The 22,263-nt window shown below is 74.6% G+C and carries 18 protein-coding genes; 16 read left to right on the forward strand and 2 right to left on the reverse strand.

The features are described from left to right. The first annotated feature begins 13 nt into the window (after window positions 1–13). Entirely contained in the window at window positions 14–640 is a 627-nt protein-coding gene (locus ACWC9T_RS28620) for a hypothetical protein (RefSeq protein WP_449823933.1), read from the forward strand. Between the two features lie 255 nt (window positions 641–895). Here the strand turns inward: ACWC9T_RS28620 and ACWC9T_RS28625 are convergent, their stop codons facing one another. Together ACWC9T_RS28625 and ACWC9T_RS28630 are read right to left on the reverse strand one after the other, a co-directional pair. After that, the gene (locus ACWC9T_RS28625; protein WP_449823934.1) at window positions 896–1,051 is read right to left on the reverse strand and encodes a hypothetical protein; all 156 of its coding nucleotides are present in this window, start codon (window positions 1,049–1,051) and stop codon (window positions 896–898) included. A 444-nt stretch (window positions 1,052–1,495) separates the two neighbouring features. Next, a complete protein-coding gene (locus tag ACWC9T_RS28630; RefSeq protein WP_449823935.1) occupies window positions 1,496–2,917 on the reverse strand; it encodes a COG1470 family protein in 1,422 nt (473 codons plus the stop codon). 254 nt (window positions 2,918–3,171) lie between these two features. Between ACWC9T_RS28630 and ACWC9T_RS28635 the strand changes: the two genes are divergently transcribed. From ACWC9T_RS28635 to ACWC9T_RS28705, 15 genes are all read left to right on the forward strand, one after another. After that, on the forward strand, window positions 3,172–3,915 hold the full coding sequence (locus ACWC9T_RS28635) for a LuxR C-terminal-related transcriptional regulator (RefSeq protein WP_449823936.1): 744 nt from the start codon (window positions 3,172–3,174) through the stop codon (window positions 3,913–3,915). 213 nt (window positions 3,916–4,128) lie between these two features. Continuing rightward, window positions 4,129–7,398: a hypothetical protein gene (locus tag ACWC9T_RS28640; RefSeq protein ID WP_449823937.1), complete on the forward strand. Its 3,270-nt coding sequence runs from the start codon at window positions 4,129–4,131 to the stop codon at window positions 7,396–7,398. After that, window positions 7,395–8,105 (forward strand): DUF4255 domain-containing protein, encoded by a 711-nt coding sequence (locus ACWC9T_RS28645; protein WP_449823938.1) that lies wholly within the window; start codon window positions 7,395–7,397, stop codon window positions 8,103–8,105. Before ACWC9T_RS28640 ends, ACWC9T_RS28645 begins: the two co-directional genes overlap by 4 nt. After that, a complete protein-coding gene (locus ACWC9T_RS28650) occupies window positions 8,102–10,204 on the forward strand; it encodes an ATP-binding protein (RefSeq protein WP_449823939.1) in 2,103 nt (700 codons plus the stop codon). The genes ACWC9T_RS28645 and ACWC9T_RS28650 overlap by 4 nt, the downstream gene beginning before the upstream one ends. Before the next feature lie 191 nt (window positions 10,205–10,395). Beyond that, window positions 10,396–11,937: a phage tail sheath family protein gene (locus tag ACWC9T_RS28655; RefSeq protein WP_449823940.1), complete on the forward strand. Its 1,542-nt coding sequence runs from the start codon at window positions 10,396–10,398 to the stop codon at window positions 11,935–11,937. Between the two features lie 41 nt (window positions 11,938–11,978). Beyond that, window positions 11,979–12,419, forward strand: coding sequence for a phage tail protein (locus tag ACWC9T_RS28660; RefSeq protein WP_030290301.1), 441 nt, complete (start codon window positions 11,979–11,981; stop codon window positions 12,417–12,419). Then, on the forward strand, window positions 12,416–12,913 hold the full coding sequence (locus ACWC9T_RS28665; protein WP_449823941.1) for a hypothetical protein: 498 nt from the start codon (window positions 12,416–12,418) through the stop codon (window positions 12,911–12,913). The genes ACWC9T_RS28660 and ACWC9T_RS28665 overlap by 4 nt, the downstream gene beginning before the upstream one ends. Further along, window positions 12,910–13,068 carry a DUF6760 family protein gene (locus tag ACWC9T_RS28670; RefSeq protein ID WP_449823942.1) on the forward strand — a complete coding sequence of 53 codons (159 nt, stop codon included), beginning with the start codon at window positions 12,910–12,912 and terminating at the stop codon, window positions 13,066–13,068. The genes ACWC9T_RS28665 and ACWC9T_RS28670 overlap by 4 nt, the downstream gene beginning before the upstream one ends. Window positions 13,069–16,058: 2,990 nt before the next feature. Then, entirely contained in the window at window positions 16,059–16,337 is a 279-nt protein-coding gene (locus ACWC9T_RS28675; protein ID WP_449823943.1) for a hypothetical protein, read from the forward strand. Between the two features lie 84 nt (window positions 16,338–16,421). Beyond that, a complete protein-coding gene (locus ACWC9T_RS28680) occupies window positions 16,422–16,847 on the forward strand; it encodes a phage tail protein (protein ID WP_449823944.1) in 426 nt (141 codons plus the stop codon). Between the two features lie 80 nt (window positions 16,848–16,927). Then, entirely contained in the window at window positions 16,928–17,650 is a 723-nt protein-coding gene (locus ACWC9T_RS28685; protein WP_449823945.1) for a CIS tube protein, read from the forward strand. Further along, window positions 17,647–19,425 (forward strand): VgrG-related protein, encoded by a 1,779-nt coding sequence (locus ACWC9T_RS28690; protein WP_449823946.1) that lies wholly within the window; start codon window positions 17,647–17,649, stop codon window positions 19,423–19,425. The genes ACWC9T_RS28685 and ACWC9T_RS28690 overlap by 4 nt, the downstream gene beginning before the upstream one ends. 74 nt (window positions 19,426–19,499) lie before the next feature. After that, a complete protein-coding gene (locus tag ACWC9T_RS28695) occupies window positions 19,500–19,811 on the forward strand; it encodes a PAAR domain-containing protein (RefSeq protein ID WP_449823947.1) in 312 nt (103 codons plus the stop codon). Window positions 19,812–19,857: 46 nt separating this feature from the next. Next, entirely contained in the window at window positions 19,858–20,280 is a 423-nt protein-coding gene (locus ACWC9T_RS28700) for a GPW/gp25 family protein (protein WP_449823948.1), read from the forward strand. Further along, window positions 20,280–22,238, forward strand: coding sequence for a putative baseplate assembly protein (locus ACWC9T_RS28705; protein ID WP_449823949.1), 1,959 nt, complete (start codon window positions 20,280–20,282; stop codon window positions 22,236–22,238). The genes ACWC9T_RS28700 and ACWC9T_RS28705 overlap by 1 nt, the downstream gene beginning before the upstream one ends. Window positions 22,239–22,263: the final 25 nt, after the last annotated feature.

Genomic DNA, 22,263 nt, shown 5'->3' on the forward strand with positions numbered 1-22,263 from the left:
GAGCATGGTCTCCATGGACAGCGAGACGTACCTACGCACCCGCCGCGCCCTGCACGCGGTGGCCGAGCTGGTCCTGGCCGGGCCGCAGTACCGGGCCTGCGGCACGATCCGGCTGCGCGCCTGCCCGGGCGGCTTCGCCACCAGTGTCGAGCCGCGGCTGCGGGTGATTGGTGCGGAGCTGGTCGCGCCCGGGCAGGTGTTGTCGCTCGAATGGACCACCTGCGCCGCGCTCGGTGCGGCCCTGGGGTTCACGGTCGGTGCTCCCGCCGGGTTGTACCGGGACGGGCCGGGTATCGCCGTCGACGATGCGGTTGAGGCGGACCCGTCCGCCGCCCGTCGGCTCGCGCATTGTTTCGCGCTCGGTGAGGCCGCGCTGGGCGGGTTGTTCCCTGGGGCGGAGCCGGTCATCTGGCCGGAGCACTTCGACCTCGGGGTGACCGTCGACGGAGCGAACTACGGCGTCTCACCGGGCGACACGTTCCAGCCGGAGCCGTACGCGTACGTCGGCCCGCACACCCTGCGGCAGGGCGGGTTCTGGAACGCGCCGTTCGGCGCCGCCCGGACGATCCGTGAACTGGGCGGCGCCATCGGCGTCATGGCCTTCCTGGAGGAGGGCCGCCGGCTGGCCGTCGACGCCTGAGGAGCCGCGTGGGCCGGCCGATGCCGGAGTACTCGGTGTGACACCGGCGGCGGTCCGTGCGGGAGGCCCGTCCGGACCGCCGGCAGGGCGACTGGCCGCTAGGGCTTCGGCGGAGCGTCGGGCATCGGGCCGGGGCGGGCGGTGGACAGGCCGTCGAGGATGATGCGGAGGTTGCGCTCCCACTGCCGTCCCCGGCCGTCAGGCCGATCGTGCGGGCCTCGGCGGCCACCCCGCAAGCAGGAAGCGCACGTCCTTTCAGGCCACGTCCGGGCGCAGCACCCCGGCGGAGTGGGTGCGTTCGACCAGCAGACGGATCTGCTCGCGCAGCGCGGCGAGCGGGCCCTCCAGGGTGACACCGCAACTGCCGCCCAGCGCCTCGCCGATGCCGCTGGCGGTTGTACGGATGCCCACGGAACCCGTTCCTCGGCGCGCACGGCGATCGATCGGGCTTCTTCTGTGACGATTCGGTGCGTATACGGCTCTCATGGCGCCTTGGGTGCGGGAACAGCGCAAAGCTACTGCTGTACCGACGGAACGTCAGCAGCGCACCGGGGCAGACTTCGCCGTCCACGGGGGCGACCCCGATGCCCGCGAGGGCCTGCCGGGTCTTCCCCGGGAGGGCAGGTCGTTCGCATCGGCGTGGTCCGGGCGACTTGTCGGTGGGTGCTCGAACGGGTCACGGTGTCCACCGGGTGTTGACATGGTCACGGGGCGTGGGAGGGGAAACGTGGAAGGGGAGACCACGGGGATGAACGGGTCGATTCCGGCGGAGGGGGCCCGTTGACATCGGCGGAGTGTCCGGTGCACCTTTCCGGTCCGGTTGCCCGGGGACGGGGGGTCGCCCTGCGCACCGGTTCAGTTCCCCTGCCTGATGTCGCTCAGCGTTCCGCTGATGTTGAGGAGTTCGTGGCACGTCGACGCCTGCTTGCCCGAGGCCGGGGTGCCCGGTGACTCGCAGGTCACGTTCGCCGTCACTGCCTGGTCCTCGGGGACCTGGATGGGAGTCACCCAGTGGTAGTCCTGGTTGCGGAAGGTCTCCAAGGCGATGGTGGTGATCGTCTGCTTGCCGGCCGTGATGGTCAGCAGTCCTTGGTCGCCCTGGAAGTTGGCCACCACGATGTCGGTGATGTCGAAGACCTTGCCGTGCGGCACCTGGTAACTGCCTGCCGACGAGGCGCTGTTCGCGGTCTGCACCTCGATCGTGGCGGAGCTCTGCTGGCCGGTTCCCGGCACCGCCATGCCCGGACCCGGACCGGGGCCGCGGTTGCCGGTGCCGGCACTCGGTTGCCCGGTGCCGGGCTTGCCCTGACCGCCGGGGTTCCCGCCCGCGGGGGTCGCCGGCGCACCGTCGGCGGGTGCGGCGGGGGTCGGGACCGGGGTGGCGCTCTGCTGGGCGACGGCCTTCTCGGCGGCCTGCTTCGCGGAGCTGCGCACCGCCGGGCGGACCAGGGCGAACCAGGCCAGCAGCAGGGCGAGCAGCGCTGCCAGGAGGGCGAGCAGCCACTTGGGGAAGATCGGAAGTTGAATGAACTCGCCTTCAAGGAGAGGATTCTGAACTGCCGTCAGGGAACCAGGGGCGGCCGGGGCGGTCTCGGTCCTGCCGCCGGAGTCCTTCCCGTCCGCGCCGCCGTTTCCGTTCGCCGCCTTGCCGTTCGTGCCACTGCCGCCGGCACCCTCCTCCGGGCCCACCGTGACCTCGAACGGCCAGGACGCCTGTTTGCCGAACCAGATCAGCTTGCGGGCGCGCGCCTGCAGCCGCAGCTCGCCGGACTCGCCGGGTTCGAGGCGCAGCCGCTCCGGGGTGGCCCGGAACCGCAGGTCCTCGCCGGCCTGCCCGGGAGTGGGGACCACGGTGGCGGGGGCGTTGCCCAGGTTGCGCACCGACGTCCGGTAGCGCCCGCGCAGCCAGCCGCGACGACGGCGGGGCGCGAGCGCGGCCTGCAGCTCGTGGAACGGCGTCACGGTGACCGTGGTCTCCGGAACCGTCACCAGCTCGGGGCGCTCGGTCGGCAACACCCGGATACCGAGCGGGAATTCACCGGCCCGAGCGGTGGACGAACGCGGCGGGGCCAGGCGCACCGTCACCGTCTCGGACGTCCCCGGGAAGAGGGAGACCCGGGCCGGTTCGACCGTCGTCCACGCGGCGCAGTCGCCGACCACCTCCAGCGAGTACGCCTCAACGATGTCGAGGTCGTTGCGTACCGTCAGGGTCGTGGTGGCCACGCCACCGGGCGCCACCGTCAGTGCGGGCAGGCCGAGTTCGGCGGATGTGGTCATGGCGTGACGGTAGGACCGCCGGACCGTCCGCGGAGAGGGCCGTGCGGGCAAGCCGTGGGCACACCCCTTGCCCGTGCGGACAGACCGACCCTGCCCGGCGGCGGCGGCGCGCCCGCCCGGTGCCGTCGCCCCGTTCCGGTGCCGTCGCGGCGAACCGCGCGATCCGGGCGCCCGCCCCATCCAGGCCAACGACCGGTCCGCCCCGCGGCGGCCGGCCGTCACCACCGCAGGTCCACTGCAGAATGGAGTGTTCGATGACGTCGACCGACACATCCCGTGAGGAGGCCGTCACCACCCGGCGGAGCCCGATGACACCGGGGTCCGGCGGCGCCCGTCCGTCCCGGGCACGCGTCCCCGTCCAGGGCCGCGGCAAGCCGGCCCAGGTACCCGTGGCGGTGTACGCCGAGGATCTCATCCTGCAGACCGGCGTCGTCCAACAGCTGCGCCAGCGGCCCGAGGTGGAGCTGTTGAGCGAGGGCGAGGCGGGGCGGGCGGAGGTCTCCCTGCTGGTGGTCGACGCCCTGACCGAGGCGGTGGCCGAGCACCTGCGCCGACTGCGGCTCGCCACCTCGGGCCGGATCGGCCTGGTGGTGGGCCACTTCGAGGCCGGCGGACTGCAGACCATCGTCGAGTGCGGGGTCGCCGCCGTGCTGCGCCGCTCGGAGGCGGACCAGGACCGGCTGGTGCACCTGATCACCGCCCTGGCCAATGGCGAGGGCGTGATGCCCGGCGACCTGCTCGGTGAACTGCTCGACCGGATCGGGATGCTCCAGCGCACCATGCTCGACGGGCGGGGGCTGACGTTATCGACCCTGACGGCCCGGGAGGCGGAGATGCTGCGGCTGGTCGCCGAGGGCTTCGACACGAGTGAGATAGCCGCCAAGACCTCGTACTCGGAACGCACCGTCAAGAACGTGCTGCACGAGATCATCACGCGGCTGGGGCTGCGCAACCGGGCGCACGCGGTGGGGTACGCCATGCGGCGCGGCCTGATCTGAGGATCGCGAGCGGTCGACGAGCAGTGACGACCACCGAAGACCGACCGCGGCCATGACGGCCTGCCCTTTGGGGACACAGGTTGTTACCCCCGGCTCGGGCACCCGGGCTCTGTTCCCGGGTGCCCGAGCCGATGAGACTGCCGGGGAGACCGCCCCTGCCACGGCCGATGAGACCGCGGGGGAGACCGCCCCTGCCACCCTGTGAGGTCGAGCGTGATCGGCGCCACCGGCACTCCCCGCTCCGTCCGGCGGCCGGCCCGGGCCACCGTCGCGATCCTGCTCGCGCTGGCGGCTGCCGTGCTGACCCTGGGTTCCGCCGCGCCCGAAGGGCACGGCCGCCCCACGGCGCGGACCGCAGCCGACGACCCGGCCGGCGGGCGGATCGTCTTCGCCGGCACCAACCACCGCGGCCTCGGCCGGGTGACCGGCGCGGCGTCCAGCACCCCGCTGTTCGGGCCGGGACCGGTCCACTTCGACCAGGACCCGTCGGCCCGCGGCAACGAGCTGGTGTTCACCAGCCTGCGGGACGCCCTCCTGCCCCAGGTCTACCTGCGCGACGCGGCCGGTGCGGTGCACAAACTCACCACCGGCATGGACACCGCCCACCCCGCGCTGGCCCCGGACGGCAAGGGCGTCGTCTTCGAGGCGGTGGAGCCCACCGGGCCCGGTGGCAGGCCCCAACACGCCCTGTGGGTGGTCAACCGGGACGGCAGCGGCCTGCGCCGGCTGACCGACGGCTCGGCCGACGAGACGCATCCGACGGTCTCGCCCGACGGCCGGTGGGTCGCGTACGCCTGCACCGGCGACCCGGCGCACACCCAGATCTACCTGCGGCCCTTCACCGGCGGTGCGCCGGTCAAGGTCACCGACGTGACCACCGGCAACGCCCTCGACCCGACCTGGAACCCGCTGAACGACGACCAGCACCGTAACCAGATCGTCTACACCTGGGACAAGGGCGACCAGGGCCGGACCCTGATGCTCACCTCGCCCACCGGCGGCGACAAGGCGTTCTTCCCCGGCACCGGTTCCACCTGGCGGACGGGCTCCGCCTCCTGGCTGGCCGACGGCAGCGGAGTGCTCTTCCTGAGCACCGACCGGCTCAACTCCTCGATCCCGGTCGAGCCGCCGGTGGTGAACCTCTACCGCGCGCCGACCTGTGACTGTACCGATCCCCAACTGCTCTACAGCACCAACCGGTTGATCGCGACACCGACCTGGCTGGGCACCCAGGCCGAGGGCGGTCCGGTGGTGGAGCAGACCAGCGCCTCCGCCGCCAACGTGGCCGACCTCCAGGACGTCCGCCCCGACGGTGCCGACCCGCGCGACCTGGGGATCAGCGTGCTCAAGGAGGACCCGGCCGCCGACCTCAACACCGATCCCGACCCGGCGGCCGACCCGCTCTTCCACCCAGGCCCCGGCTACGACCCGTGGTACGAGCGGCAGGCCTACACGCCCGACGGCCGACAGATCGTGGTGACCCGCTACGAGGACTCGCCGGCCGGGCGGATCCAACGGGTCTGGCTGACCGACGCCGACGGCTCCAACCCGCGCCCGATGAACCTGGCCGGGCGCGGCCCGCTCGACCGCGACACCGACCCCTCCTTCTCACCGGACGGCAGGCTGATCGTGTTCAGCCGCAGCTCCCCGGGCGGCGGCAAGGAGCCCGCGCGCCCCGGGCGGATCATGATCGCCCAGGCGTCCACGGGGGTGATCGTCGGCACCGTCCAACCGCCGTCCGACCAGCCCGGTGCTTCCGACGGCGAGCCCTTCTGGTCCCCCGACGGCAAGGTGATCGCCTTCTCCCGGACCGCGGTGATCAACGGCAACGCCGGCAACATGCACGTCTGGACCGTGCCCGCCGACGACCTCGCCCGGCAGACCGACCTGAGCCGGGCCATCTGCCCGGGCACCTGCAACGTCATCGACGACAGCCCGGTGTTCTCGCCCGACGGCCGGCGCATCGCCTTCAACCGCAAGGCCGGTGACGGCGGGAACAACCGACGGGACGGGGTGCTGGTCACCTCGCCCACCGGCGGCGACTGCATGGTGGTCCTGCCCACCGGGCTGGAGCACGACAAGGGCGCCTGCACCCGGCCGCTGCCCGACACCTCCGACGTCGGCCCGTTCCAGCCCCGCGACGTGGCCTGGACGGCGAACGGCGCGCAGCTGGTGCTCACCTCCCGCCGGGCCCTGCCGCCGAACTCGCCGGAGGGGCTGGCCGTCTACGACTTCGCGGCCTGCACGCTCACCCCGCTCGACCGGCGGTTGCCGGGACGCCAGAAGGAACCGGCCGTCCAGCAGTCCGTCCACCTGGCGCTGAGCGCGCCCGCCCGGACCCCCGCCGTCCCCGTCGACGGCGGCACCGATGTGACGATCACCGTCACCAACAAGGGCCCCGCGCCCTCGCCCGGCACCGTCCTCACGGCCTCGGTGCCGTCCGGCGCCCGGCTCGGCGGGCTGACCACCCCGGTCGGGCGGTGCGACGCCGGGGCCCTGCGCTGCGAACTCGGCACCCTGGAACCGGGGGCGGTGGTCCGGGTGACCGCCCGTCTGATCGGCACCCGCAGCGGCCCGCAGACCTTCGGCTGGAGCGTCACCGGGACGGTGGTCGACCCGAACCCCGAGGACGACTGGGCCGAGACGATCCTGCCGGTGCTGGACCCGCCGACGCCCTCACCGACCCCGACCCCGACCCCGACATCGACGCCGACGCCGACACCGTCCGCCTCGCCGACCCCCGCACCGACGCCGACATCGACGCCGACATCGACGCCGACACCCCCCGCCTCACCCGCCCCCGCACCGCCCCCGCCCCCGGCACCCGCACCGACGCCGCTGGCCGGCCCGGACGTGGCGGTCGACGCCCAGCCCAACCCCGGCTATGTCGGCGGCCACGTGACCGTCAGCTACACCGTGCGCAACAGCGGACAGGCCCTCGCCACGGGGCTGCGGCTGTCGCTCGGCCTGCCCGCAGGAGTGCCCACCGAGTCGCTGCCCCCCGGCTGCCGGGGCGGCACCTGCGAGCTGGCCGACCTGTCCCCGGGCGGCAGCCAGGTGGTGCGGGTGGTGCTGTCACCCGAGGCGGCGCTGGACACCACCGTCACCGCGGAGCTGACCACCACCGGCACCGACGCCCGCCCGGGACCGCACCGGGCGAGCACCCCGCTGCGCATCCTGCAGCCCCGCATCGTCGCCGTGCCGCCGATCGGCAAGCCCGGCTTCGTGACCTCCGTCCGCGGCGTGGACTTCCCGCCCGGCGTGCCGGTCCGGTTCACCTGGCAGCCCGGCATCACCGCCGCGGCGGCGCCCACCCACCCGCGGGCCGACGGCACCTTCGCGGGCCAGCTGCTCATCCTCCCCAAGGACGAGACGGGCCCGCGGACCATCACCGCCGACGGCCCCGGATTCTCCCCGGTGACCACTCCCTTCCTCGTGGTGGAGGGCAGCATCGGCCCGCCGGGGGAGGTGGAGCGACGGTGATCCACGAGGTCGACGAGGCGCTGCGGCTGCTGCTCGCCGAGGCCGGTCTGCCCGAGCGGGGGGTCGAGGTGGTCTTCGACGCCCCCACCCGGGACCTGGCGGCCCGGCGCACCGCGCCGACGGTCAGCGTCTTCCTCTACGGGATCCGCGAGGAGACGGCCCGTCGGCAGACCGGCGCCGTCGCGGAGTACGACGCGGACGGCATGGTGGTCGGCCACCGTGCCGCGCCCCGCTGGTTCGAGCTGGCCTACCTGGTCACCGTCTGGACCAACCGGCCGCAGGACGAACACCGGCTGCTGACCGAGGTGCTGCAGTGCCTGGCCGCCGTGGACGCGCTGCCCGTCCGGGTGCTCACCGGAACGCTCGCCCGGCTCGGACTGACGGTCGGGCTGGACATCGCGGGGCGCGACACCGGCCTGCCGTCGGTGTCCGACGTCTGGTCCGCGCTCGGCGGGGAGCTGCGGCCCTCGATCGACCTCAGGGTGCTCGCCCCGCTGGCCGCCGCCCTCAGCCCGGCGGGACCGCCGGTCACCGAGGGACTGGTGGTGCGCGCCGAGGACACCACCCGGGAGAACACGGAAGCCGCCGACGGCCCGGGCCGCCGACTGCGCTACCACGGCGCCGCGGACCCCGGACCGGACGGCTTCGCCGCGCCCCGGGACCGCGCGCTCCCACCGGGCCGCCGGCCCCGGGGCGGGGCGCGATGAGCCTGGACCTCGGGCCCGCCGTGGCCGCACCACCCACCGCCCCGGACCCCCTCTGGGAACGGCTGCACCGGGTCGAGCAACGGGTCCGGACGGCCGTGCGCGAGCGCCGGGCCGACGACCCGGACCCGGACGACCCCTACCGCGGTCAGTACCTCGGCCCGGAGGCGGTGGAGCGGATCCTGGCGGCCTCCGCCCCGACGGGCCGCGGCGGCCCTGACCGCGCTGGCGGCGCTGACGTGCCCGCGCCGCCGCCCGGCTCGCGGCTCGCCCGGCTCAGCACCGCCTTCGGGCTGCTCCCCGTGGACCTCGACCTCCTGCTGGTGGCCCTCGCCCCCGACCTCGACAGCCGCTTCGAACAGCTCTACGGCTACCTCAACGACGACCTGACCCGGCGCCGGGCGACCGTCGGGCTGGCCCTCGAACTGTGCGGACAGCCGGGAGCCGGCGCCGGCCGCTTCCGATTCTCCGCGCGGGCCCCGCTGATCGCCGGCGGCCTGCTGGAGATCGCCGAGCCGGAGCGCCCGCTGCTCTCCCGCACCCTGCGCGTGCCGGACCGGGTGACGGCCCATCTGCTCGGCGACGACGAACCGGACGACGCGCTCGCCGGGCTGGCCCGCCGGGCCGCCCCGGGTACGGGCGTGACCGCGGGGCCCGTCGAGCAGCTGCGCGCGGCCGCGGCGGACGGCGGACTGGTACACCTGCTGGACCGGAGCGGGCACGCCGGCCCACTGGCGGCGGCCGCCCTCGCGGCCGACGGCCGGCCGCCGCTGGTCATCGACGCCGCCGCGCTGGCCGCCCGCCCGCCGGGGAGGACCGTGCGGGTGCTCGCCCGCGAGGCGCGCTTGGGCGGGGGAGGCGTGGTACTCGGACCGCTGGACCGGCTCGAACCCGAACGACCCGAACGGGCCGCCCTGTTGGGCGAGCTGTGCGCGGAACTCGCCGGCCTCCCGTTGGTCGTGCACGGCCCCCAGGTGTGGGACCCGGCCTGGGCGCGGGAGAGCCCGGTGGTGGTCACCGTGCCGCCGCCGGACGCGCGCGGCCGTGCCGAGCAGTGGGCCCGCGCCCTGGCCGTCGGCGGGACGCCCCTGAGCGCGGAGCTGACCGACGGGTTGGCCGAGGCGGTGGCCGCCTACCGGGTGGACCGGGAGAAGCTGGAGCGGGCCGCCGCGGTGGCGGCCAGGACGGCCGCCGCCGAGCGGCGTCCGGTGCGCGCCGAGGACCTGCGGGCCGCGGTGCGGGCGCAGAACGCCGCCGGCCTGGCCCGCCTGGCCCGGCGGATCGAGCCCTCGGTCGGCTGGGCCGACCTGGTGCTCCCCGACCCCACCGCCGGCCGGCTGCGCGAACTGGTCCTGCGGGCCCGGCACCGCGACCAGGTGCTCGCGCAGTGGCGGATGCGGCCGGGCGGCGGCCGGGGCAACGGGGTGATCGCCCTGTTCGCGGGGGAGTCGGGCACCGGCAAGACGATGTCGGCCGAGGTGGTCGCCGCCGAACTCGGCATGGAGCTGTACGTCGTGGACCTGTCCACGGTGGTGGACAAGTACATCGGTGAGACCGAGAAGAACCTGGAACGCATCTTCACCGAGGCCGCGCAGGTGAACGGCGTCCTGCTGTTCGACGAGGCGGACGCGCTGTTCGGCAAGCGCTCGCAGGTCAAGGACGCCCACGACCGGCACGCCAACGTGGAGACGGCCTACCTGCTCCAGCGGATGGAGTCCTTCGACGGGATCGCGGTGCTGACGACCAATCTGCGCGCCAACCTCGACGAGGCGTTCACCCGGCGCCTGGACGTCATCGCGGAGTTCCCGCTGCCGGACGAGGCGCAGCGCCGCCTGCTGTGGGACCGCTGCCTGGGGCTGCGGCTGCCCCGCGGCGACGACCTCGACCTGGACTTCTGCGCCCGGCAGTTCGAGCTCACCGGCGGGTCCATCCGGGCCTGCGCGGTCTCCGCCGCCTACCTGGCCGCCGGAACGGGCGCCCCGCTGGGCATGGCGCAGCTGGTCGCCGCGGTGGTCGGGGAGTACCGCAAGCTCGGCCGGCTGGTGCTGGACAGCGAGTTCGGGCCGTGGCTGGACGCCGCCGGGGCCGCCGGACAGTCCTGACCCGCCGGGCACGCCCGACCCGCCGGGGCGCCAGGGGCGGAGGGGCCGTCCGCGCCGCCTGTGAGTACCCGCCGCGCTGCCCGCCGGGGGCAGTCGTTCCTGCCCCCGGTCCGGGCCCCGGGGACATGTCCCCGGACGGCGCCCGGGCAGCAGACTCGGGGGCGAATGACCGGCCACCCGAAGGAGCGCGAATGCCGTCGTACCTCACCCCGGGCGTGTACGTGGAGGAGGTCCAGTCCGGTGCCCGGCCGATCGAGGGGGTCGGCACGGCCGTCGCCGCTTTCGTCGGCTTCGCCGAGACCGGTCCCTTCCACGAGCCCACACTGGTGACCAACTGGGACCAGTACGTCCAGCGGTTCGGCGGGTTCACCGAGGGCACCTACCTGGCGCACTCGGTGTACGGCTTCTTCGCCAACGGCGGCGGCTCCGCCTACGTGGTGCGGGTCGGCGATCCGGCCCGGCAGGCCTCCGCCGACGGCGCCCCCGCCCCCGCCGCGGCCCCGCCCGTCGCGGTCTCGGGCTTCCTCTTCTCGGCCCTGCCCGGCGCGGGCGGCGAGGTGTCCGTCGAGATCGCCGACCTGGAGGGGGAGAACGTCCCCGAGGACCGGTTCCGACTGCTGGTCCGCCGGGGCGCCGAGGTCGTCGAGACCTACGACGTGTCGACCCGCAGGAACACCAAGGGCTACGTCGTCACCCAGCTGCGCGAGTCGAAGCTGGTCGCGGTCGCCGAACAGCCCGGCACCGCGCCGAGCCGCCCCGAGCGCCAGACCCACGCCCTCGCCGCGGCCCCCGCCCCCGCGCCGGCCGCCGCACCCGCCGGCCGGCTCGACCCCGCCGAGTACGTCGGCGACGTCGCGGCCCGGACCGGCTTCTCCGGCCTGGAGGCGATCGACGAGATCACCATGGTTGCGGTGCCCGACCTGATGAGCGCCTACCAACGCGGCGACCTCGACGACGAGGGCCTGCGGACCGTCCAGCTGGCCGTGATGTCGCACTGCGAGCAGATGGGCGACCGGATCGCCGTGCTCGACCCGCCGCCCGGCCTCAACGCCCAGCGGATGCGCACCTGGCGCAACGACGAGGCGGGCTTCGACTCCCGCTACGCCGCCCTCTACTACCCGTGGATCAAGGTCTTCGACCCGGCCAGCGGCCGCAACGTGCTGGTCCCGCCGAGCGGCCACGTCGCCGGGGTGTGGGCGCGCAGCGACGCCGAGCGCGGCGTGCACAAGGCGCCGGCCAACGAGGTCATCCGCGGCGCGGTGGACCTGGAGATCCGCCTCAGCAAGGGCGAACAGGACCTGCTGAACCCGATCGGCGTCAACTGCGTGCGGGCGTTCCCCGGACGCGGCATCCGGATCTGGGGCGCGCGCACCCTCTCCTCCGACCCGGCCTGGCGCTACCTGAACGTGCGCCGGCTCTTCAACTACCTGGAGGAGTCCATCCTCCTGGGGACCCAGTGGGTGGTCTTCGAACCCAACGACGACCGGCTGTGGTCCAGCATCCGCCGGAACATCACCGCGTTCCTCACCGAGGAGTGGCGGCGCGGTGCGCTGTTCGGCCAGACCGCGGCCGAGGCCTTCTACGTCAAGTGCGACCGCGACAACAACCCGCCGGAGTCCATCGACCTCGGGCAGGTGGTCTGCGAGATCGGCGTCGCCCCGGTGAAGCCGGCGGAGTTCGTGGTGTTCCGGCTGTCCCAGTTCTCCGACAGCACGAGCCTCGTCAACGAGTGACCCGGCCCCCAACGCAATGCATCGGAAGGTGACAACAGGCCATGGCTGAAGGCGATCCGCTCTCCACACACATATTCGGCGTCCAGCTCGGCGGCTACAACGTCGAGTCCGTCAAGGAGATCAGCAACCTGACGGTCGAACAGGATGTCGTCGAGTACAAGCAGGTGACCCAAGAGGGCAAGCTGATCGTCCGCAAGCAGCCCGGCGCCCGGCTGCCCGGCGAGGTGACCATCACCCGCGGTCTGGACAAGAGCGGGGCGTTCACGGACTGGATCAAGGAGACCCTCAACAACGGGGCGATCAACACCGCGCGGCAGAACCTCACCATCGAGGTCAAGGACACCACCGGGGCGACCCTGCGGCGCATCCAGCTGACCAACGCCTGGGCCAGCCGCTGGGAGGGCCCCACGCTCAGCGCCGGCGAGTCCAGCGCCGCGACGGAGACCGTGACCATCGTGTTCGAGGAGATCAGCGTCGAGTGAGGCGGAAAATCGGCCTTGAGGAGCTGCTGGAACGGGCTCCGGCCCCGCAGAACACCGCGCCGCAGCAGCAGGCCCCGGGGCAGGCCCAGGGACAGACAGGGGCGGCCGGGCCCCGGGGGCGGGCGCCGCACACCGAGTTCGAGTTCGAGCTGCCGCTCGGCTACGTCGACGACGAGGGCACCGTGCACCGGCACGGCGCCATGCGCCTGGCCACCGCCCGCGACGAGCTGATGCCGCAGATCGACCTGCGGGTCAAGGAGAACCCGGCCTACCTGAGCGTGGTGCTGCTCAGCCACGTGATCACCAGGCTGGGCGACATCACCGATGTGCACGCCGGGATCGTGGAGCGGATGTACGCCACCGACGTCGCGTTCCTCCAGGACCTCTACCAGCGGATCAACAGCGAGGGTCACACGCGCGCCGCGGTGACCTGCCCGCACTGCGACGGCGCCTTCGAGGTCGACCTCGCCGGTGGGCGCCTGGGGGAATCGTGACGTACGCGCCTGCTCGGCTGTACGAGGAGATCGCGTACATCGCCTACCACTTCCACTGGCAGCGGGAGGACATCCTCGACCTGATCCACCGCGAACGCGGGCAGTGGGTGCGTGAGATCGCGCGGCTCAACACCCGTATCAGCGAAGGCGGGTGAGTCGGGTGGGGCTGTGGGACTGGATCGCCCGGCGGAGGGGCGGCGGGGCGGCGGGGGATGGTGCCACCGCCGGTACCGGCGGCACCGATGGTGGCGAGGCCGGGGCCGGCGGTGCGGCTCGGCGGCGCCCGGCGGGGGACGGGGGATGGCGCGCGGTGCCGCCGATGGCCCCCACCCTGGGCGGGGCGGTGCACGGTGTCAGCGACGGACTGAAGTTCCGCTCCCGGCTGGCCTCCTGGCAGGACCCCTCGCTGTGCGGCCCGCTCGGGCACGCGGTCCTGCCGTCGGCCCCGATGGGCATCCTGCGGGCGGTGGCGGTGCCGGGCTCACCGTCCACCGTCGTCGCGGGCGGGGACGAGCTCGTGCTGCCGGCTGCCGTGGGAGCGGCCGGCGCGGAGGAACAGGGGGAGCCGGGGGAGGCCCGGTCTGCTCAACGATCGGTTCAGCGGTCCGTCCGGGTACGGCGGCTTCCCGTACGGTCGGTGCAGCGGACGGCGCGCGCGGGTGCGGCCGACCGACGGGCCGCGCCGGACGGCGCTCGCGCGAGCGTGCCGACGGCTGATACGCCGACGCCCGCTGCGCCAAGTCCTGCTGCGCCAGGGGTCGTTGCCGACATACCCGGCGCGGAGGTACCCGATGCGGCTGCCGAGCCCCCGCGCCGGAGCGACGCGGTGGGCCGGGCCCACAGCCCGGTGCGGCCGCGTACCGTCGGCCAGCCACTGACCGTGGCGCGGCGCCCCCGGTCACTGTCCGCGCGCCCGGTTGCGGTGGTTCCGGGGCCGCGCAGGACGCCGATTGTCGTGGACCGGTCGCCGAGTCAGGGTGCGGACGCGCCGCGGCCCGTAGCGGTAGCGGAGGAACCGGTCAGCGGCATGCGCCCGCCCGTGAGCGGCGGGGCCGCCGTACGGACGGAGCCGGGCCCGGGTGGCGCCGCCGCGCCCGGGCGAAACGGGCGGACCGAAGGCGTGGCCCAGCGTGCCGCCGTGCCGGGTGCTGCCGCACCTGCCCGCCCGGTCCTCGGCGCGCCCTTGACCGCGTTGCCCGCCAGCGCCACACCCCTTGCGACCACCGGCCCCCAGGCGGCCGATGGCGCCACCGGCGCGCCGGTCATGCCCGTCGTCCCCGCCGACGCGGGGCCCACCGGCCCCGAGGCGGGCGGGGTCGACGGCGCCCGGCACTCCGGGAACGGGGGCCACGACGTCACCTCCGGCCGGCGCACCCGTCCGGCTGCCGAGGCGGGCGGCCCGGCAGCGTCCCGCCCTGAGCGTGGGCCGGCCGGTGGCGTACCCGTTCAGCGCACACCGTCCGGGGCCGGTGCCGCCCCGCCCGCGCCGTCGTCGCCGGGCCCCGAACGCACCGGACGGGTGCCGTCCGACCCGGCCCCGGCCCGCACGCGCGTGGGTCTGGGCGCGCCCCTCGACGCGCTGCCACCGACGGCGGCAGCGCAGGGCGGTGCTGCTCCGCTCCTCGGTGGGCGTCGACCGGTCCGGCGGATCACAGGCCCGATGCCGGGCGACACCGCAGGCCGAAGCGTCGGGAGCGCGGCGGAGCAGGCTGTGCCCGCCGGCGCCGCGCCTGTGGTCGGCGAAGGGCCGCGGGTGCGGCGTGCGACCCGGCGTCCTGGTGGCGACTCGTCGGATTCAACATCTCTACCCAATAGGAACGGTGATGCAACGTCAGCCAGGCGCAAGGGTCCTGACGGTGGCGGTCGGGGTGTGCACGCCGGTGCGGAGCGCGGCCGGAGCGGACCGGTGACCGGGGGCGCGGTGGTCTCCGACGCGGGGCCCCACAGCGCCGGGACGGGGACGCAGGGTGGTTCCGCCCCGGCGCGGTCGGGCAGTGGTCCGGAGCGGTGGCCGGGAACCGCGCCGCAGCCGGTCGTCCCCGCAGCCCGGACCCGGCCTGCCGGAGCACCGGACCGGGGCGGTGTCCCGCGCGGAGACGGTGGCGGCCAAGCGGTCCCTGTGACGGTCCCCGTGCGTCCGGCCGTCGGTGGTTTGGGTGTGCAGCGAGCCGTAGAACTCACCGGCCCGAGGCGTGGATTGCTGGGCGAGCGCGGGATGGCGGTCGCCCTCGCGGCCCCGTCGGTGTCGTCCGCGACCAGTACCAACGCTCCCACCGGCACCGGCACCGGCACGGCGCCTGCGCCGCCGGTGGTTCCGGCCGTCTGGCCCCATGCGCTCGCGCCCCGCAGGGGCGGCGAACCGGCTGCGGCCGGTGAGCAGCGCTCGGCGGCACGTTCACGTTCGGCGCGCTCACCGGGGGCGGGGCACGGCCGTACCGCCACCGGGCAGTCAGCGACGCAGGCGAGTCCGGTGCGGCTTCGCACCCCGGGAGCCGTGCCGACGCCGGGCCGCCCGCCCGGTGCGGATGCGGCGCGCGGGGTCGTGGCTGCTGTGCAACGCTCGCGTGCCCGACGTTCACCGGAAGGCGGGGACGGCCGGGCGGCGGCTGATCACCCGTCGCCGCAGGGGAGTTCGCCAGCACCCGGCGCCATCCCGACCGCAACCGTGCCCGTAGACCCGCCGCGCGCCGCCCTGCCCGGGGCGGCGCCGAACGTGAGCGCCCCGGTGACGCCGGGGGCGTGGCAGCCGCAGGGCGGCGTCACGAGCGCGGGCCGCCCGGCCCCGCAGCGTGCCGCAGCGCCGACGTCCGAGGGGCGACCGGGGCCCGACGGCTCCGGTTCGCCGTCCGCCGTGGGGACCGGCCCGCGCCCGCCGGTGGTCCGGCTCGCGCCCCTGGCGACTCCGTCGGTCCAGCGTCTTCCGGCCCCGTCCCGGCCCCCGTATCCGTCTCCGACGCAACCGCCCACCGGCGTGGCCCCGTTGGGAACGGCCCGGGCACCGGACCCGCAGCCCGCCGGAGCACCCGCGCCCGTCGTGATGCGGGCCGCACCGGCCGGGCGCCCCGCGAGCGTCCCGTCCGAACCGTCTGCACCTTCTGCACCGCCCGCTCCGCCCTCGCCCGGCACGGCGCGGTTGCTGCAGCGGGTGGCCGAGCAGGCGGGCCTGGCCGGGGTGCCGTTGACGGCTGTCCCGGCGCGGACGCCGGTCACGGTGCAGGCCGCCCCGCCGTCCCGGACCGCCCCGCCACCCGCGAAGGCCGTCGGCGAGTCACCCGCCGCGACCGTCGAGACCGCCGCCGGCGCCGGGCCCGCCGACCTCGACGAACTGGCCCGGCGCCTGGTCGAACCCGTCGGGCGGCTGCTGCGCACCGAACTGCGCAGGGGCAGGGAGCGCAGCGGAAAGCCGTACGACATGCGCCGCTGAGCGCAGACCCGGCGGAGGGCGGCCCGCCGGGCCACCGCAGCGACGGGACCGGACGCAGGAAGCAGGGAACAGGGAGCGGGACCGATGACCGACAACATCTTCGCGAGCAGCGTCTTCTTCAGCCTGACCATCGGCGGCAACGACCTGGGGGAGTTCACCACCTGCTCGGGACTCGGCGCCCAGGTCGAGATCGAGCAGTACGCGGAGGGCGGCAACAACGGCTTCGCCTGGCAGCTGCCGGGCCGCATCACCTGGTCGAACATCACGCTGACCCGCGCGGTCACCGCGGACACCGCCAAGATCGCGCGCTGGCTGGGCGAGATCGTCCGGAAGGTCGAGCCGAAGGACGGCGAGATCGTGGCGCTGCGGCCCGACCTGAGCCGGATCGTCGGCTGGCAGGTGCTCGGGATCGTCCCGGTGCGGTGGGAGGGCCCGTCCTTCGACCCGTCCAGCTCCCAGGCCGCGGTGGAGACCCTGGAGATCGCCCACGCGGGCCTGCGCCCGTCCTGACGCCACCCGCCGCCGCACCGGCCCGGCCGGGCACCGACCCGGTTCCACCAGCCGCCCCACCCACCTAAGGAGCACCAAGGATGTCCCCGGCGGTCCCCGCGAGCGTCACCCGGGCCCAACTGACCATCATGGAGCCCCCGTCCACGGTCGGCGCCCAGCCCGGCGGCGCGATCGCGCAGCTCCCGCTGCAGTTCAACCCGGCGACCCTGGTGCTGCGCAAGACCACCGAGTGGCGGCGTACGCCGTCCCGGATGGCGGGCCAGTCCGCGCTGCCCGAGTTCGTCGGCAGCGGTCCGCGCTCGCTCTCGCTCGACGTGTTCCTGGACTCGACCGCGACCCACGACAACTCGGTGGAGCGGGCGGTCGAGCAACTGATGACGGCGTGCGTGCCCACCCCGACCAGCCTGGCGCGCAAGACGCCGGCCAGTCCGTGGATCCGGCTGGACTGGGGCACCCTGAAGACGACCTCGTTCAACGGGGTGCTGACCGGCCTGTCGGTCACCTACACGCTCTTCGACGTGGACGGCAATCCGCTGCGCGCGGTCTGCTCGCTGTCCATCGACGAGGCCAGCGTCGACCCGGCCGGCCAGAACCCGACCTCCGGCTCGCCGGAGGCCCGCAGCACCCACCGGGTGATCGCGGGCGACAGCCTGCCGCTGCTCGCCTGGCGGGCGTACGGGGACGCGACGGCCTGGCGCACCATCGCGGAGGCCAACGACATCGACGATCCGCTGGCACTGGTCGCCGGCGCGGAGCTGATCGTGCCGGGGATCGACGAGCTCACCCGTGGCGGGCGGTCGTGACCACGCCCGAGGCCCGGGGCGGCCGCCCGTTCGCCGCGGATCCCGTCGTCGAGGCGCCGGGCCCGCTGCCGCCGGTCTGGGCGACCCAGCTGGTCTCCTGCGACATCGAGGAGAGCGTCGGCCTGCCCGACACCGCCGTGCTGACCTTCCGGGATGCCGACCACACCTTCCTCACCGCGACCGGGATCAGCATCGGGACCAGGCTGCGGGTGTCCGTGGTCACCGTGCAGGGGCACACCCAGGTGCGGCTGTTCACCGGCGAGGTGACGGCGCTGGAGCTGGAGGTGGACACCACCGGCTCGTACACCGTGGTGCGGGCCTCGGCGGTCACCCACCGGCTGATGCGCGGGCGCCGGGTGAAGGCCTTCCGGAACATGACGACCGCCGACATCGTCCGCGAGGTCGCCGCGGGCGCGGGCCTGACCTGCGGACGGATCGACTCCTTCCCGGTCGTCCACCAGCAGCTCTCCCAGGCGAACGTCCCGGACTGGGAGTTCCTCCAGTTCCTGGCGCAGGAGAGCGGCGCCCAGGTGCGGGCCGACGACGACGGCAGGCTGGAGTTCGTCCGGCCCGAGCCCGCGTCCGGCGCACCGGCCCCCTCCACCCCCGCGCCGCAGAACCCGATGGTGCTGGAGTACGGCCGCAACCTGCTGGAGCTGCGCGGGGTGCTGACCGGCGTGGCCGGCGCGGACACGGTCGAGGCGCGCGGCTGGAACGTCACCACCAAGAGCGCCCTGGTCGCCACCGAGGCGTCGGTGACCTCGCTGACCGTCCAGCCGGGGATGAGCCCCGCGGAGGTGGTCTCCGCGTTCCCCGGTCCGGCCCGGCTGACCGTCGCCGACACCCCGTACCGCACCCAGGCAGAGACGACCACCGCGGCCCGGTCGCTGGCCGCCTCGGTGGCAGCCGGCTTCGGCGAGCTGGAGGCGGTCGTCGAGGGCAACCCGCGGCTGCGGGCGGGCACCGCGGTCGCGCTGGGGAACGTCGGCGCCGCCTTCTCCGGCCGCTACAGCGTCACCGGGGCGCGCCACCTCCTCGAACCGTTCCGCGGCTACCGGACCACCGTGGTGGTCAGCGCGGCACCCGACCGCTCCCTGGCCGGGCTGGTCACCGGCGGCAACGCGCCGCCGCGCGGGCCGCGGATGCCTGGCCTGGCGGTCGCCGTGGTCACCGACGTCCGCGAGCCGGGCGACGGGCAACGGGGCTGGGTGCGGCTGAAGTTCCCCTGGCTGGACGACAGTTACGTCTCCGACTGGGTGCGCACCGTGCAGTGGGGCGGTCACGGGGGCGGCGGCGTGGTCAGCCCCGAGGTCAACGACGAGGTGCTGGTCGGGTTCGAGCAGGGCGACCTGGACAGCCCCTACGTGCTGGGCGGCCTCTACAACGGCGTGGACCGGCCCTCGACGCACGACGTACCGCTGGTCGACGCGGCCACCGGCAAGGTCAACCGCCGCTCCGTGGTGTCCCGTTCGGGCCACCGCCTGGAGCTGCTGGACGTACCGGGCGGCAAGTCCGCCGTCCGCCTGGCCAGCGGGGACGGACGGCTGGAGGTCCGGTTGGACCAGCAGAGCGGGGAGATCGTACTGGCCGTCCACGGCCTGGGCGTCGCGGCGGGGAGTACGGTGCGCCTCTCCTCCTCCGGCATCACCCTCGACGCGGGCACCGGTGAGGTGAACGTGCGCGGCGGCTCGGTGACCGTCCAGGGCACGACCGCGGTCACCGTGGACGGCGGGGCCGAGGCTGTGCTCAAGGGAGCCTTCGTACGCATCAATTGACGAAACATCAAGTCAACAGGCAGTAGAACCGTGCCCACCACCCCGAAGGGCACCATTGGAAATGGAGACCGTACATGCCCCCCGCAGCCCGGACCGGCGACCTCACCGATCACGGCGGCGCCCTCACCACCCCGCCGCCGGGCGCCCTCGCCGTGGCGACCGTGCTGATCGGCGGCCGGCCCGCCGCGGTGGTCGGCAGCATCCACGCCTGCGTCCCGCACGTGGAGATGGGCCCCGCCAACCTCGTCGAGCCCTCCTTGGGCACGGCGACCAGGGGAGTGGTCCTGATCGGCGGCCTCCCCGCGGCCCGCATGGGAGACAAGACGACCTGCGGCGCCACCGTCACCACCGGCGCGTTCAACGTGCTGATCGGAGGTGTGGCGTGAGCGAGCGAGTCATCGAAAGGCGTGCCGAGCGGAGCGAGGTGGGCGCATGAGCAGCAGCTTCATCGGCCGCGGCTGGGCGTTCCCGCTGCGGGTGAACGCCACCGGCGGCATCGGCATGGTGGAGCGGGACCGGGAGATCGCGGAGGCCGTCCGGCTGATCCTCGGCACCGCCCCCGGCGAGCGGCCGATGCGCCCGGAGTTCGGCTGCGGCATCCACGAGTACGTCTTCGCCCCGGGCGACAGCACCACCGCCGGGCGGATCGCCCGCGAGGTGCGCATCGCGCTTGAACGCTGGGAGCCGCGGATCGAGGTCGACGACGTGGTGATCGCCTTCGACAGCGTCGACGAGGGCACGCTCTACATCGACGTCCACTACACCGTGCGTGCCACCAACGACCGTCGCAACCTGGTCTTCCCCTTCTACACCATCCCGGAGTCCCCGACCGCGGCGGACGGGGGCGACCGCTGATGGCACTGCCCTCCCCGAACCTGGACGACCGCCGCTTCCAGCAGCTCGTCGACGAGGCCAAGCGGTACGTCCAGCAGCGCGCGCCGGAGTGGACCGACCACAACGTCTCCGACCCGGGCGTCACCCTCATCGAGACCTTCGCCTACCTGGTGGACCAGCTGCTCTACCGGCTGAACCGGGTCCCGGAGAAGAACTACGCCGCCTTCCTCGACCTGCTGGGCATCCGGCTCTTCCCGCCCGCCGCCGCCCGGGCCGAGGTCGACTTCTGGCTCTCGGCCCCGCAGCCCGAGACGGTCCTGCTGCGGGCGGGCACCGAGGTCTCCACGCTGCGCACCGAGACCGACGACGCGGTGGTTTTCTCCACTGCCGACGATCTCCCGATCGTCCCCAGCTCGCTGGAGCGGCTGGTCACCGTCTCCGCCTCCGGGGAGCAGTCCGACGCCACGGCCAGGCTCGCCGACGGGGCGGACGTGCCGTGCTTCCAACCGCGTCCGGAGGCCGGGGACGCCATGCTCTTCGCCCTGCCGACCGTGGTGCCGCGCTGCATCCTGGTCGTCCGGCTGGACAGCCGGGTGGAGGGCGTCGGCGTCGACCCGCGCCAGCCGCCATTGGCCTGGGAGGTGTGGGACGGCGGGCGCTGGATCGCCTGCGAGACCGGCGGCGACACCACCGGCGGCCTCAACCGGCCCGGCGAGGTGGTGGTGTTCGTGCCCGCCGGGCACACCGCGTCGGTGGTCGCCGGGCGACGGGCCGGCTGGCTGCGGTGCCGGGTCACCGAGCCGCGGCCGGGCCAGCCGTTCTACTCCGAGTCCCCGACCGTCCGCCGGGCCGAGGTGTTCACGGTCGGCGGCACCGTGACCGTCGTCCACGCGCAGACCGTCACCGACGCGCCGCTCGGCTCCTCCGAGGGGATCGCGGGCCAGCGCTTCCGGCTCGCCCGGCCCCCGGTCCTGCTCGACGGCGAGCCCCCGGTGGTCGAGGTCGCGGCCGGCGACGGGTGGCAGCGGTGGACGGTCGTCGAGCACTTCGGCGACTCCTCACCGGCCGACCGACACGTGGTGCTCGACGCGACCACCGGCGAGTTCCTCTTCCCGCCAGCGGTCCGGGAACCCGACGGCAGCCTGCGCTCCTTCGGCGCGGTGCCGCCCAAGGGCGCGCGGCTGCGCGTCCCGCACTACCGCACCGGCGGCGGGATCGCCGGCAACGTCGCTCGCAGCACCATCACGGTGCTGCGCAGCTCGGTCCCGTACATCGCCCGGGTCGACAACCGCGAGGCGGCCAGGGGCGGGGTCGACGGTGAGACCGTGGACAACGCCAAGCTGCGTGCTCCGCACCAGCTGAGGCTGCAGGAACGCGCCGTCACCGCAGGGGACTTCGAGCTGATCGCCCGGCAGGCCGCGCCGTCCGCCGCCCGGATCAGCTGTGTGCCCGGCGTCGGCGGGGAGGCCGGCGCGGTGCGGGTGCTGGTCGTCCCCGACGCCGTCGCGGACGACGGCGACCGGCTGCGGTTCGAGCAACTGATCCCCGACGAGCAGATGTTGGCCACCGTCGCGACGGCCCTCGACGAACGGCGGCTGATCGGCACCCGGATCGTCGTACAGCCCCCGGCCTACCAGGGCGTGACGGTCGTCGCCCGGCTCACCACCCGCTCCACCGACCCCGACCGGGTCCGTGAGGCGGTGCTCGCCGCGCTGTACCGCTACCTCAACCCCTTGCGCGGCGGCGCCGACGGCACGGGCTGGCCGTTCGGCCGGGCGGTGCAGTACGGGGAGGTGTTCGCCGTGCTCCAACGGGTCGCCGCCGTCACGGGGGTCGAGGAGCTGCGGCTGTTCCCGGCGGACCCGATCACCGGGCGCCGGGGCGCCCCCGCCGAGCGGGTCGAGGTCCCGCCGGATGCCCTGGTCTTCTCCCACCAGCACCAGATCGTGGTCACCCCGGCTGAGGACGGGCAGCCATGAGCGAGCGGAGCATGGGGGTCCCCCC

The sequence above is a fragment of the Kitasatospora sp. NPDC001159 genome (assembly GCF_053598235.1).

What these genes read in the sequence shown, in the direction of transcription:
- ACWC9T_RS28685 (WP_449823945.1), top strand. Translation starts at nt 16,928, where the DNA reads ATGTCCCCGGCGGTCCCCGCGAGCGTCACCCGGGCCCAACTGACCATC.
- ACWC9T_RS28650 (WP_449823939.1), top strand. Translation starts at nt 8,102, where the DNA reads ATGAGCCTGGACCTCGGGCCCGCCGTGGCCGCACCACCCACCGCCCCG.
- ACWC9T_RS28655 (WP_449823940.1), top strand. Translation starts at nt 10,396, where the DNA reads ATGCCGTCGTACCTCACCCCGGGCGTGTACGTGGAGGAGGTCCAGTCC.
- ACWC9T_RS28660 (WP_030290301.1), top strand. Translation starts at nt 11,979, where the DNA reads ATGGCTGAAGGCGATCCGCTCTCCACACACATATTCGGCGTCCAGCTC.
- ACWC9T_RS28705 (WP_449823949.1), top strand. Translation starts at nt 20,280, where the DNA reads ATGGCACTGCCCTCCCCGAACCTGGACGACCGCCGCTTCCAGCAGCTC.
- ACWC9T_RS28695 (WP_449823947.1), top strand. Translation starts at nt 19,500, where the DNA reads ATGCCCCCCGCAGCCCGGACCGGCGACCTCACCGATCACGGCGGCGCC.
- ACWC9T_RS28700 (WP_449823948.1), top strand. Translation starts at nt 19,858, where the DNA reads ATGAGCAGCAGCTTCATCGGCCGCGGCTGGGCGTTCCCGCTGCGGGTG.
- ACWC9T_RS28630 (WP_449823935.1), bottom strand. Translation starts at nt 2,917, where the DNA reads ATGACCACATCCGCCGAACTCGGCCTGCCCGCACTGACGGTGGCGCCC.
- ACWC9T_RS28620 (WP_449823933.1), top strand. Translation starts at nt 14, where the DNA reads ATGGACAGCGAGACGTACCTACGCACCCGCCGCGCCCTGCACGCGGTG.
- ACWC9T_RS28680 (WP_449823944.1), top strand. Translation starts at nt 16,422, where the DNA reads ATGACCGACAACATCTTCGCGAGCAGCGTCTTCTTCAGCCTGACCATC.
- ACWC9T_RS28635 (WP_449823936.1), top strand. Translation starts at nt 3,172, where the DNA reads ATGACGTCGACCGACACATCCCGTGAGGAGGCCGTCACCACCCGGCGG.